The following is a 12,230-nucleotide window of genomic DNA, read 5'->3' as shown; positions in this document are numbered from 1 at the left end:
GCGGCTCGATGCGGGTGGCCCCTTCTTCCCGAGCGGTGGGAGAAGGGGCCACACAGTCTCACGGACGGACGGTCCCGACGGTTCAGGGCGCGTGCGCCCCGGGGTGGGGGCGCGGGAGGGAGCGCGCGCGATCGGCACGCGCGCTCCGGGGGTGCGCGTTCGGGGACGCCTGCTCGGGGACGTCTGCTCAGGGACGTCTGCTCAGGGGCGTCCGCTCAGGAGGCGTGCGCTGTTTCCCGGCGGGACGGGGGCTCGGACGTCGGTTCGGGCTCCGGGGCGGATCCCGGGCCGTCGGCCACCGGACCGGATCCGGGTTCGGCGGCCGACGGGGCGGCCGACAGGGCGGTCGGCATGACCCGGGTGAAGACGTCGTCGTAGGCGTCGTGGCCGTGCGGCTCGTCCGCGCCGTCGAGCAGGTACGCCTGGGCCTCGCCCACGTGGAAGTACATCCCGTGCAGCGTGAGGCTGCCGTCGGCGAGCCGGCGCGCCACCGGCTCGTACGCCCGCAGGTGCTCCAGCTGCTGGACGACGTTGGTCAGGCAGAGCTGCTCGACCGCGTCGGCCGGCAGGCGGCCCGCGATCCGTGCCCAGGCGTGGCGTCTGCTCGCCATCCGCTCCAGGCTGGGCCGGCCGTGCCGGAGCCAGCGGCGGAGCGGGGACGGCGGATCGTCCGGCCCCGCGCCCATCAGGGCCTGCATGGCGCCGCAGCCGGAGTGGCCACAGACCGTGATCGACTCGACCCGCAGCACCTCCACCGCGTACTCGATCGCCGCCGCCACCGAGTCGTCGCCGCTCTCCTCGCCGGGGAGCGGGACGAGGTTGCCGACGTTGCGCACGGTGAAGAGGTCACCGGGACCGCTCGACGTGATCATGCTGGTGACCAGGCGGGAGTCCGCGCAGGTCAGGAAGAGCTGCGAGGGGCGCTGGCCCTCCCGGGCGAGGCGGGCGAGCTCGTCCCGGACGAGCGGGGCGGTGTTCCGCTGGAACTTGCCGATACCGCTCGCCAGTCTCAGCCCCGGCGCGGGCCGGTCCGCACCCGTCCCGCCGGCCCCGGCCGGCTCGGTCGGCGGCTCTCCGCACTGGTGGTTGTGCCAGGGGGTCCAGGGGCGGCAGCAGGAGTGCGGGGCCGTGCCGGGGGAGGGCTCGGCGATCCGGGCGCCGGAGGGGCCGGTCGTCTCGACCTCGCCGCCGTGGGCGAGGTGCCCGGCCGTCCAGTCGCTCAGCGTCTCGTACGCCGCGTGGTCCATGAAGGACCCGTCCAGCTCCACCACCACGTCGGAGCCCTGCGGCAGTTGGTGCAGCGCCCGGCTCAGCCGGGGCACCGCGAGGAACGTCAGCTGGCCCCGGACGCGCAGCAGGTGGCGCCCGTCGCGCTCCTCGTGGGTGATCCGGGTGCGGGTGAGCCGGTGCAGTGCGACCGCGACGGCCACGCCGATGCCGAGGGCCACGCCCTCCAGGATCCCGACGAGGACGACTCCGGTCAGCGTCACCGCGTAGACGACGGCCTCGCGGTGACGGGTGACCGTACGGATGTGGGTGATGCTGACCATCTGGATGCCTACCACCATCACGAGGGCGGCGAGCGCGGGCAGCGGGATCAGGTCGAGCACGGGCACGAGCAGCAGGGCCGCGAGCACGATCCACAGGCCGTGCAGCATGGTGGAGGCGCGACTCACCGCGCCCGCGGAGACGTTGGCGACGCTGCGGACCGCGACCCCGGCGACCGGCAGGCCGCCGAGCGCGCCGGAGACCACGTTCGCCATGCCCTGGCCGGCGAGCTCGCGGTCGAGGGCGGTGCGCGGGATGCCCAGGCCGTGGTCCGGGCGGGCGGCGACGAGCTTGTCGACCGCGACGGCGGAGAGCAGCGACTGCACGCTGGTGACGAGGGTGATCGTGAGTACGCCGGCGGCGATGCCGAGGACGGGGCCCTCGGGCAGTCCGGGCAGGGCGTGGCTGCTCCAGGACGGCAGGTCGACGCGGGGCACGGCGAGTCCGGCGAGTGCCGCCACCGCCGTCGCGCCCGCCACCGCGACGAGCGCGGCCGGGGCCTTGCGCAGGAGTCTCCCGGCGCGGCCCGGCAGGCGCGGCCAGCAGAGCAGGGCGGCCACGGTGAGCGCGCTGATGGCGAACGCGGCCGGCTGGACGTGCGTCAACTGGGCGGGCAGGCCGAGGGCGTTGTCCACGGCGGAGCTCTGGGGGGTCCCGCCGAGCACGATGTGCAGTTGGGCGAGGGCGATGGTGACGCCGATGCCGCCCAGCATGCCGTGCACGATCGCGGGTGAGACGGCGAGCGCGGAGCGGGCCACGCGCAGGGCGGACAGGCCGAGTTGGGCGAGTCCGGCGAGGACGGTGATGGCGCAGGTGGTGCGCCAGCCGTAGAGCCGGATGAGCTCGGCGGTCACGACGGTGAGGCCGGCGGCGGGGCCGCTCACTTGGAGCGGGGAGCCGCCGAAGCGGCCGGCGACGAGGCCGCCGACGGCGGCGGCGACCAGGCCGGCCTGGAGCGGGGCTCCGGTGGCGAGCGCGATGCCGAGCGAGAGCGGCAGCGCGATCAGGAAGACGGCGATCGACGCGGACACGTCGACGCCGGCGACGCGGAAGCGGCGCGGCCCCTCCGGAGGGCTGTGCGGCCGCTGGACGCGGGGGCGGGTGGTCGTGCGGTCGGGGGTGCAGAGGGTCATGTTCCCGTCTCCTCCGGGGCGACGCGGTCGCGGCTCGTGCGGGACGAATGGGGTGCTCGCGGCCGTGGGGCACGGCGTACAGCGGCGGGGTGTGCGCCAGGGGCCTCTCGACGCGAGGCCCTTCGAAGAAATCATCAACGCTCAGTAAATGAATCGTAATGGAGAGTAAAGATCCTGGCAGCACTTTCCGGGCAAATGGTGCATTGGTTCACCTGTTTCGGTGATTAGTGCGTATTTATCCGCTTGTCGTTTCATCTCACCGGTGGTCGTGGTGCGACGTTGACGCCGCTCGCACGGAACCGAGGAGAGGTGGGCGGATGACAGTCGCCGGAAGAAGGACCACTGCCCGGAGGAGAGCGCTCGCCGCGGGCGCCCTCACCGTCGCCCTGATCACCGGCGTCGCCGGCTGCTCGGGCTCCGACGGCGACGCCACGAAGGGAACGCCGGGCGGCGGCCCGGGCGCCAAGAAGGGCCCGGCCGCGGCCCCCCAGACGGTGCCCCGGCTGATCGGCGACGGCTCGACCGCCTTCACCGGAGCCCAGCCGAAGCAGCCCGCCTGGCAGCGCCTCAAGCCGGGGGAGACCCCGCCGCAGTTCGTGGTCTTCTCGTGGGACGGCGCGGGCGAGGACAGCCAGAAGCTGTTCTCCCACTTCCGCCAGGTGGGCAAGAAGTACGACGCCACCATGACGTACTTCCTCAGCGGCGTGTACCTGCTGCCCGAGGAGAAGCGGAGCCTCTACGAGCCGCCCCAGCACAGCGCCGGCCGCTCCGACATCGGCTTCAACGACACCGAGGGCATCCGCGCCACCGTCCGCGAACTCCGCGGGGCCTGGCAGGACGGAAACGAGATCGGCACCCACTTCAACGGGCACTTCTGCGGCCCCGACGGCGGCGTCGGCACCTGGTCCGTCGAGGAGTGGAAGAGCGAGATCAACCAGGCCAAGTCCTTCGTCAAGACCTGGAAGACCAACGCGGGGCTGCGCACCGAGCAGCCGCTGCCCTTCGACTACGACAAGGAACTCGTCGGCGCCCGCACCCCCTGCCTGGAGGGCCGGAAGAACTTCGTCCAGGCGGCGGCGCAGATGGGCTTCCGCTACGACACCAGCGGCGTCAACGACCAGATCTGGCCCAAGAAGGACCTGGGCCTCTGGGACCTGTCGTTGCAGCTCGTGCCCGTCCCCGGCCGCGCCTTCCAGACGCTGTCCATGGACTACAACTTCCTGGTCAACCAGTCCCCCGGCACCACCCAGGGCGACCCCGCCCAGCACCGGTACTGGGGCAACCAGATGCGGGACGGCCTGGTGCAGGCCTTCGAGCGCTCCTACCGGGGCAACCGCGCGCCGCTGATCATCGGCAACCACTTCGAGTCCTGGAACGGCGGCACGTACATGCGGGCCATCGAGGAGACCATCGCCACCGTCTGCGTGCAGAAGGACGTCGAGTGCGTCTCCTTCCGCCAGCTCGCCGACTGGCTCGACGCCCAGGACCCCGACGTCGTCGCCAAGATGCGCACCCTGAAGGTCGGCGAGGCCCCCGCGGCCGGCTGGAAGAACTTCCTCTCCTCGCCGGCCGCCGCGAAGTCGGCCGTCGCGAAGCCGGTGGGCGCCGGCGCTCCCGCGGCGGGCTGATCCCGCGGCGGGCCGTCCGGCCCGCCCGGGGATCCGGCGGGAACCGCCGGACGCTACACGGCCAGCGGCTCGCCGAGCACGAAACCGGGGTCGACCTGCGCCGCCAGGTCGGCCCCGGTCTTGGCGTTCCCCCAGCTCTCCGCGTTCCGCAGGTGGAAGTGGACCATCTGCCGCGTGTACCGCTCCCAGTCGCGGTGGGCGTACGAGTCGTCCGCCGCGTCCTGGAGGGCCTGGAGCGACATGCGGTTCTCCGCCTCCAGGAGCTCGAAGCGGGACGGGCGGCCCTTCTCCATGGCGCGGACCCAGTCCGAGTGGCCCACCGTCACCAGCAGGTCCTCCCCGACCTCCTCGCGCAGGAAGTCCAGGTCGTCCGGACCCTGCACCTTGTTGCCGACGACCTTGAGCGCGACCCCGAAGTCCCGTGCGTACTCCTTGTACTGGCGGTAGACCGAGACCCCCTTGCGGGTCGGCTCCGCGACCAGGAAGGTCATGTCGAAGCGGGTGAAGAGACCGGAGGCGAAGGAGTCCGAGCCGGCCGTCATGTCGACGACCACGTACTCGTCGGGGCCGTCGACCAGGTGGTTGAGGCAGAGCTCCACCGCGCCGACCTTCGAGTGGTAGCAGGCGACCCCGAGGTCCGACTCCGTGAAGGGGCCGGTCGCCATCAGCCGGACCTCGCCGTCGTCGAGCCGGACCGGGCGCGCGCACGCCTCGTACACCGGATTGTCCTCGCGGACCCGCAGCAGCCGGGAGCCCTCCCCGGGCGGTGTCGTCTTGATCATGGTGTCGGCGGAGGTGATCCGCGGGTTGGCGCCCCGCAGGTACTCCTTGATGAGCGGCAGGTGCGCGCCCATCGCGGGCAGTTCGGCGGCCTCCGTCTCGGACAGGCCGAGGGCGGCGCCCAAGTGCTGGTTGATGTCCGCGTCGACGGCGACGACCGGAGCTTCGTTGGCGGCGAGGTGGCGGACGAAGAGCGAGGACAGCGTGGTCTTGCCGCTGCCGCCCTTCCCGACGAAAGCGATCTTCATGTTCACCTAGGGTAGCCGTACGATCGCCTTGCGTGGTCGGGTTGCGTGAAGAAGACCACTCCATCGTGGGGCGGGGCCGCCGGGCGCGTAGCCTCCCTACCTATGAGTACGCACGCCTCTGACCCCCTGGCCGCCCTCGGCTCCCTGCCGGGCGTCGCCGACGCGGTGGACTCCGTACGCAAGGCCGTCGACCGGGTCTACGGCCACCGCGTGATGCGCCGCCGCAGCAACGAGATCTCCTCCGAGGCGGCCCTGCGCGGCGCGCGCGGCTCGGCCGCCCTGTCCGGCGCCGACTGGGCCCTGGAAGAGGTCCGCCGGCGCACCGACTTCAGCGCCGATCCCGAGGCCCGCACGGTCGGCGCCGCCCTGCGCCTGGGCGCCGAGGCCGGGCAGCTCCTCTCCATCTGGCGCCAGTCGCCGCTGCGCGTGCTCGCCCGCCTCCACCTGGTCGCCGCGGGCGACCCGGACGACTCGGTGGGACGGCCCCGGCTGGACGGCGAGCGGGTCGACGAGCCGCTGATCGAGGGCCCTGCGCCGACGCCCGCCGAGGTCGCCGGACGGCTCGACGGCCTCGCGGAGCTGATCGTCGCGGGCAGCGGGGCCCCGGCGCTCGTGACGGCCGCCGTGGTGCACGGCGAACTGCTCGCGCTGCGCCCCTTCACCTCGTACAACGGCCTGGTCGCGCGGGCGGCCGAGCGGATCGCGCTCGTCGGCAGCGGTCTCGACCCCAAGGCGGTCTGCCCGGCCGAGGTCGGCCATGCGGAGCAGGGTCGGGCCGCGTACCTCGCCGCGTTCGAGGGCTATCTGTCGGGAACCCCGGAGGGCGTGGGCGGCTGGATCGCGCACTGCGGGCGCTCGGTCGAACTGGGCGCCCGGGAGTCGACGGCCGTCTGCGAGGCGCTCCAGCGGGGCGCGGCCTGAGGGCAGGACGGCGGGCCGGGAACAACCGGTCGGGAGCGGGCCGGCGGGCCGGGAGCGGGTCGGCCTGAGGTCCGGACCGGGCCGGGGCCGGGTCGGACCGAGACCGGTTCGGACTGAGAGGTCGTGGCGGAGGCGCTCCGGTTGTTCCGGGACCTTCCTGTTCCGGGGTGGGAGCGCTTCGGCTCCGAGGCCTGAAAAGGGTTGCGGCGGTACCTGTTCGGGTACCGCCGCTGACACGTCCACCCAGTTACCAAGCGTCCTCGATATGTGCCCATCAGGCCGGGAACTTTGCCCGTGGCCTGGTGCGGCTGGCCCGTAATCGACGGGTCGACGTCGCGTGGGTACCTGGCTTTCGTGCTAGGTCCGTGGGGCCTTCATGCTCAACAGGTGATCCTCTCGGATGTCCTGGGTCTCGCGGGCCTGATTCCTTTTTACTCCTCTTGGGGTGGAAGCGAAAGTGCTGGTTCCACTTCTTGGGGTTTCGCTCACATTCGGGCAAAGTCGGCGGCGGCCCGAGGGGTGGCGAGAGCCGCCCGGCGCCGGGCGGCGTACCAGACGATCCCTGCTCCGACGGCGGCTGCGCCCACGGCCGCCGCGGCGACGAGCGCGGGCCGGGGCGGCATCCGGAACTCGGGCAGCCGCTGCTTGAGGCGGACCGGCTTCTCGAAGGAGAGGACGGGCCACTCCCGGGCGACGGCCTCGCGGCGCAGCGTCCGGTCGGGGTTGACCGCGTGCGGGTGGCCGACGGCCTCCAGCATGGGGATGTCGGTCGCCGAGTCGCTGTACGCGTAGCAGCGCGAGAGGTCGTAGCCTTCCGACCTCGCCAGCTCCCGGACGGCCTCGGCCTTCGTCGGCCCGTAGGCGTAGTACTCCACCTCCCCGGTGAAGCAGCCGTCCTCGCCGACCACCATCCGGGTGGCGACGACCCGGTCGGCCCCGAGCATCTCGCCGATCGGCTCGACCACCTCGGCGCCGGAGGTCGAGACGATGACGACGTCCCGGCCGGCGGCGTGGTGGGCCTCGATGAGCGAGGCCGCCTCGTCGTAGATGATCGGGTCGATCAGGTCGTGAAGGGTCTCGGCGACGAGCTCCTTCACCTGGGCGACGTTCCAGCCTTTGCAGAGCGCGGAAAGGTATTCGCGCATCCGCTCCATCTGGTCGTGATCGGCCCCGCCCACCAGGAAGACGAACTGGATGTAGGCCGTTCGCAGGGCGGCACGGCGGCTGATCAGCCCGCCCCGGTAGAAGGACTTGCTGAAGGTCAGCGTCGAGGACTTCGCAATGACCGTCTTGTCCAGGTCAAAGAAGGCGGCTGTGCGCGGCAAGGAGTGGTTTTCCACGAGCCCGAGCATAGGTGCCCGCCATTCGGCGTACGCTGGGGCGCGTGGGTTTGCCTGAGAAGCCTCTCGGGTACACCATGGAAGTCACGGATCGTTCGCGACCGTGCTACCCCGGTCCGACTCCTCCCCCCCCGAGTCGGCCGGAGAGACGACCCCCGCTCTCCCCCCCGGCGGGGGTCGTCGCATGTCCGGAGCCGTTTCTGGCCCGAGTGACATCGCCCGCTCCCTTCTCTTCGCCCCTCGGCCACCGGCCGGACATCGGGCTGTCGTGCTCCTGATTCCTCACTCAGAGTAACCGGCGGGATGCGTTCCGGGCAGTCTCCGGAGGGGTGGCGCGGTTATTCACAGGCCCACCCTTATCCACAGTTTTTCGGTGGGATCCCCACGATTTCCCGGGCGGCCCCACGGTGATTCCTGTCGCGGAGTTCGCGGCGGTGGGAATCACGAGAGGGGTGTGCCGTGGTGGCATCCAGGACTTCCGGGACCGGGAGCACGATCCGGGGCGCGTTGCGGGGAGGGGCCGGGGCGAGGGACGCCGGCCCGAGGGGAGTCGGTTCGAAGGGAGCCGGTCTGCGGGGAGCCGGCCCGCAGGGAGGCGGTGCGAGGGGAGGCGGTGCGAGCGGAGCCGGTCGGCGGCGGGCGGAGGTCCCCGGGCCGGAGGCGCGGGAGGCGGACGAGGCGCGGCGGGCCGGGCCGCTGATCGTCACCGAGGACCTCGGGCTGCTCGACGACCTCCTCCGGCTGTGCGCGGCGGCCGGGGTCGACCCCGAGGTGCACCACCGGGTGCCCGAGCGGCGGGCGAGCTGGACGGACCCGCCGCTCGTCCTGGTCGGCGACGACGTCGCCGCCCGATGCCGGGGAGCGGTGCGCCGGCCGGGGACCGTCCTCGTCGGGCGCGATCCGGACGATCCGGAGGTGTGGCGGCTCGCCGTGGAGATCGGTGCGGAGTGCGTGGTGCGGCTCCCGGACGCCGAGGGCCTCCTCGTGGACCGCATCGCCGACGCGGCCGAGGGGGTGGACCGGCAGGCGCTGACCGTCGGCGTCGTCGGCGGGCGCGGGGGCGCGGGCGCCTCCACCCTGGCCTGCGGCCTCGCCCTCGCCGCCGCCAGGGCCGGGCGGCGCACCCTCCTCGTCGACGGCGACCCGCTGGGCGGCGGGCTCGACGTGCTGCTCGGCGGCGAGCGCGAGGAGGGCAGGCGGTGGCCCGACTTCGCCGCATCGAAGGGCCGCCTCGCGGGCGGCGCCCTGGAGGAGTCCCTGCCGTCGGTGCGGGGGGTCCGGGTGCTCAGCTGGGGCAGGGAGCCCGCGCCGCCGGTGCCGCCCGAAGCCGTGCGGTCCGTGCTCGCCGCCGCCCGCCGCCGGGGCGGGGTCGTCGTGGTCGACCTGCCGCGCGGGGGCGACCGGTCGACCGCCGAGGCACTGGCCCAGATCGACCTCGGACTGCTCGTCGTGCCGGGGGAGCTGAGGGCCGTCGCGGCGGCCCACCGGATGGCCTCGGTCCTCGGGGCCGCCGTGCACGACCTGCGGGCCGTGGTGCGCGGGCCGTACGCGACGGGGCTCGACGAGCGGTGGGTCGCCGACGCGCTGCGGTTGCCGCTCGTCGGCGAACTGCCCTACGACCCGGGGATCGTGGCCGACCAGGACGCGGGGCTCCCGCCGGGCGCCGAGCCCCGGGGGCCGCTCGGCCGGTTCTGCGCCGCCTTCTGGGAGCGCGCGCTCACGCCCGGCGGTGCGGTGTGACCGGGGCTCGGGACGGAGGCGGCGGCACGGGCCTGCTCGACGCCGTGCGGCAGCGGCTCGCGGCGAGCGGGGCCGAGCCCACCCCGGCCCGGGTCGCGGCGGCGCTGCGGGCCCAGGGGCGGCTGCTCGGCGACGCGGAGGTGCTCGGGGCCGCCGAGGAGCTGCGGTGCGAGCTGATCGGCACCGGCCCCCTCGAACCCCTGCTCGCCGACCCGGCGGTCACCGACGTCCTGGTCTCCGCTCCCGACCGGGTGTGGGTGGACCGGGGCACCGGGCTCGAACGGGCCCCGGTGTCCTTCCCCGACGCCGCCGCCGTCCGCAGGCTCGCGCAGCGGCTCGCGGCCGTCGCCGGACGCAGGCTCGACGACGCCCGCCCCTGGGTGGACGCCCGGCTCCCCGACGGCACCCGCATGCACGCGGTGCTGCCGCCGGTGGCGGTCGGCTCGACCTGCCTCTCGCTGCGGGTGGTGCGCCCCCGCGCCTTCTCCCTGGACGAGCTGGCCGGGGCGGGCACGGTGCCGCCCGGCGGCGCCCCGGTCCTGCGGGCCCTGATCGACGCCAGGGTCTCGTACCTCGTCAGCGGCGGCACGGGCACGGGCAAGACCACGCTCCTCGCCTCCCTGCTCGGCCTGGTGGGGGAGCGGGAGCGGATCGTGCTCGCGGAGGACTCGGCGGAGCTGCGGCCCGACCATCCGCACGTGGTGCGCCTGGAGGCGAGGCCCGCCAACCAGGAGGGCGCCGGGCTCGTCACCCTGCGGGACCTGGTCCGGCAGGCGCTGCGAATGCGGCCCGACCGGCTGGTGGTCGGCGAGGTGCGCGGCGGGGAGGCCGTGGACCTCCTCGCGGCCCTCAACACGGGCCACGAAGGGGGCTGCGGGACGGTGCACGCCAACACGGCGGCGGACGTACCGGCCCGGCTCGAAGCCCTGGGGACGGCGGCCGGGCTCGACCGGGCCGCCCTGCACAGCCAGTTGGGCGCCGGGCTCTCCGTCGTGCTGCACCTCGTGCGGGACCGGGACGGACGGCGGCGGATCGCCGAGGTCCACGTCCTGGAGCGCGACCGGGAGGGGCTGGTGCGGACGGTTCCCGCGCTGCGGTGGAGCGCGTCCGGGTTCGAACGGGAGCGGGGCTGGGAGCGGTTGAGGGCGCTGATCGGAGGAGGGGCGTGGTGACGGCGGAGCCGGAAGCGGTACGGGGCGCGGCGCAGGGCGTGGCGGTGTTCTGCGCGGGACTCGCCCTGTGGTGGGCGGTCGAGCGGCGGCGCGGGGCCGGCCGGGCGCGTGTCGTGCTCGCGGGAGGCCGGTCCGAGGGGTCCGGCGCCGGTGCGTGGGCGGCGGTGGTCGCGCGCCGGCGGGCCCTGCTGCGGGGACGGCGTGCGTGGCTGTGCCTGCCGGTGGCGGGTGCCGTCGCGCTGCTGGGGGAGTCGCCGCTGCCGCTGGTGGCGGGGGCGCTCGCGGTCCCCCTGGTCGGACGGCGGCTGCGGGCCGCCGGGCGGCGGAGGGAGGAGGAGGCGCGGGCCGAGCGGGTCGCGGCCCTGTGCGGGGCGGTCGTGGGGGAGCTGCGGGCCGGCTGGCAGCCCGCGCAGGCGTTGTCCTTCGCGGCCCGGGAGACCGGCGCCCTGGGCGGCGAGGAGGCGCGGGTGCTCGCGGCGGCCCGGTTCGGCGGGGACGTGCCGGAGGCCCTGCGGAGGGCGTCCCGGCAGGACGGCGCCGACGGCCTCGCGGGCATGGCGGCCTGCTGGCAGGTGGCCGTCGACGGGGGAGCGGGCCTGGCCGCCGGACTGGACCGGCTGGAGGCCTCCTTGCGGGGCCACCACGAGCAGCGGGAACGGTTGCGGGCCGAGCTGGCCGGGGCCTGGGCCACGGTCACCGTCCTCGCACTGCTCCCGGCGGCGGGACTCGCCCTCGGCACGGCCCTCGGGGCCGACCCGCTGCGGGTGCTGCTCCACACCCCGGCCGGCCTGGGCTGCCTGGCCGTCGGCGGCGCCCTGGAGGCGGCCGGTCTCTGGTGGGCCGCGCGGATCGTACGGGGAGGGGAGCGGGCGTGATGCCGCTGGACGTTCTTCAGACGGGGGCGCTCCTGACGGCGGCGGTGTGCCTGTGCGCGCAAGGCGTCCGCGAGGTGCTGCGCGAGCTGTGGGCGCGCCGGACGCGGAGGCGGGCGCGGAACCTCCTCGGGACGCCCGCCGCGCCACCCCGGAAGGTCCGGGCGGGGTTGCCGCCGTGGGTGGGGCTCTGGGCGGTGCCGGCGGTGGCGGTCGGCCTCGGCTGGGCGCTCCTCGGCGGGATCGCCGGTCTGGGCGCGGGAGCCTTGGTGGCCTGTGGGGTCCGGGGGCGGATCCCCGGGCGCCGGCCGCCGTCCGACTCGGACGGCGACGAGGAGGCGGCGCGGCATCTGCCGCTCGCGGCCGACCTGTTGGCGGCCTGCGCCGCCTCGGGAGCCGGGCCGGGAGAGGCGGCGGAGGCGGTGGGCCGGTCGCTGGGCGGCCCGCTCGGCGAGCGCCTGACCCGCACGGCGGCCGAACTCCGCCTCGGCGGCGAACCGGCCGAGGTGTGGCGGAGGTTCGGCGCCGTACCGGGTGCCGCGGGGCTCGCCCGCTGCCTGGAGCGGTCCGGTTCCTCGGGCGCGCCCTCGGCGGAGGCCGTGGCCCGGCACGCGACGGCCCTGCGAGCGGCCCGCAGCCGTACGGCGGCGGCCGGGGCCCGCCGGGCGCAGGTCCTGATCAGCGCACCCGTGGGGCTCTGCTTCCTGCCGGCCTTCCTGGCGGTGGGCGTGGCCCCGGTGGTGATCGGCCTCGCGACGGGCCTGCTGCACGGATGAGACGGGTGAGACGGATGAGCACGACGACGAGACGGGGCGCGACGCGGCACGACGAGATACGCCACGACGAAG

Annotated in this window: 9 protein-coding genes; 6 read left to right on the top strand and 3 right to left on the bottom strand. The window is 74.8% G+C overall.

From position 1 onward, the window contains the following. Positions 1-215: 215 nt before the first annotated feature. Positions 216-2,681 carry a SulP family inorganic anion transporter gene (locus ACIQKA_RS24650; protein ID WP_402542404.1) on the bottom strand — a complete coding sequence of 822 codons (2,466 nt, stop codon included), beginning with the start codon at positions 2,679-2,681 and terminating at the stop codon, positions 216-218. Between the two features lie 317 nt (positions 2,682-2,998). Between ACIQKA_RS24650 and ACIQKA_RS24645 the strand changes: the two genes are divergently transcribed. Then, a complete protein-coding gene (locus ACIQKA_RS24645; RefSeq protein ID WP_402542403.1) occupies positions 2,999-4,309 on the top strand; it encodes a hypothetical protein in 1,311 nt (436 codons plus the stop codon). 53 nt (positions 4,310-4,362) lie between these two features. Here ACIQKA_RS24645 and ACIQKA_RS24640 read toward each other — a convergent pair whose 3' ends face one another. Next, entirely contained in the window at positions 4,363-5,337 is a 975-nt protein-coding gene (locus tag ACIQKA_RS24640; RefSeq protein WP_383150203.1) for an ATP-binding protein, read from the bottom strand. Between the two features lie 102 nt (positions 5,338-5,439). Here ACIQKA_RS24640 and ACIQKA_RS24635 point away from each other — a divergent pair, with 102 nt between their 5' ends. Continuing rightward, the gene (locus ACIQKA_RS24635) at positions 5,440-6,258 is read left to right on the top strand and encodes an oxidoreductase (protein WP_383150204.1); all 819 of its coding nucleotides are present in this window, start codon (positions 5,440-5,442) and stop codon (positions 6,256-6,258) included. A 485-nt stretch (positions 6,259-6,743) separates the two neighbouring features. On the opposite strand, the gene ACIQKA_RS24630 is transcribed toward ACIQKA_RS24635, so the two are convergent. Then, positions 6,744-7,610 carry an HAD family hydrolase gene (locus tag ACIQKA_RS24630; RefSeq protein WP_383150206.1) on the bottom strand — a complete coding sequence of 289 codons (867 nt, stop codon included), beginning with the start codon at positions 7,608-7,610 and terminating at the stop codon, positions 6,744-6,746. A 684-nt stretch (positions 7,611-8,294) separates the two neighbouring features. Between ACIQKA_RS24630 and ssd the strand changes: the two genes are divergently transcribed. The 4 genes from ssd to ACIQKA_RS24610 are packed head-to-tail and all read left to right on the top strand — an operon-like array spanning position 8,295 to position 12,158. Further along, entirely contained in the window at positions 8,295-9,338 is a 1,044-nt protein-coding gene (gene ssd / locus ACIQKA_RS24625) for a septum site-determining protein Ssd (protein WP_402542418.1), read from the top strand. Beyond that, on the top strand, positions 9,335-10,510 hold the full coding sequence (locus tag ACIQKA_RS24620; RefSeq protein WP_390111520.1) for a TadA family conjugal transfer-associated ATPase: 1,176 nt from the start codon (positions 9,335-9,337) through the stop codon (positions 10,508-10,510). Before ssd ends, ACIQKA_RS24620 begins: the two co-directional genes overlap by 4 nt. After that, on the top strand, positions 10,507-11,385 hold the full coding sequence (locus ACIQKA_RS24615; protein ID WP_402542400.1) for a type II secretion system F family protein: 879 nt from the start codon (positions 10,507-10,509) through the stop codon (positions 11,383-11,385). The genes ACIQKA_RS24620 and ACIQKA_RS24615 overlap by 4 nt, the downstream gene beginning before the upstream one ends. Next, complete coding sequence (locus ACIQKA_RS24610) at positions 11,385-12,158, top strand: type II secretion system F family protein (RefSeq protein ID WP_402542398.1); 774 nt, start codon at positions 11,385-11,387, stop codon at positions 12,156-12,158. Before ACIQKA_RS24615 ends, ACIQKA_RS24610 begins: the two co-directional genes overlap by 1 nt. Positions 12,159-12,230: the final 72 nt, after the last annotated feature.

The sequence above is a fragment of the Streptomyces sp. NPDC092045 genome (assembly GCF_044756005.1).
Classification (GTDB): domain Bacteria; phylum Actinomycetota; class Actinomycetes; order Streptomycetales; family Streptomycetaceae; genus Streptomyces.
This window is presented reverse-complemented; position numbering and strand designations above follow the sequence as displayed.

What these genes read in the sequence shown, in the direction of transcription:
- ACIQKA_RS24635 (WP_383150204.1), top strand. Translation starts at nt 5,440, where the DNA reads ATGAGTACGCACGCCTCTGACCCCCTGGCCGCCCTCGGCTCCCTGCCG.
- ACIQKA_RS24640 (WP_383150203.1), bottom strand. Translation starts at nt 5,337, where the DNA reads ATGAAGATCGCTTTCGTCGGGAAGGGCGGCAGCGGCAAGACCACGCTG.
- ACIQKA_RS24610 (WP_402542398.1), top strand. Translation starts at nt 11,385, where the DNA reads ATGCCGCTGGACGTTCTTCAGACGGGGGCGCTCCTGACGGCGGCGGTG.
- ACIQKA_RS24630 (WP_383150206.1), bottom strand. Translation starts at nt 7,610, where the DNA reads ATGCTCGGGCTCGTGGAAAACCACTCCTTGCCGCGCACAGCCGCCTTC.
- ACIQKA_RS24650 (WP_402542404.1), bottom strand. Translation starts at nt 2,681, where the DNA reads ATGACCCTCTGCACCCCCGACCGCACGACCACCCGCCCCCGCGTCCAG.
- ACIQKA_RS24645 (WP_402542403.1), top strand. Translation starts at nt 2,999, where the DNA reads ATGACAGTCGCCGGAAGAAGGACCACTGCCCGGAGGAGAGCGCTCGCC.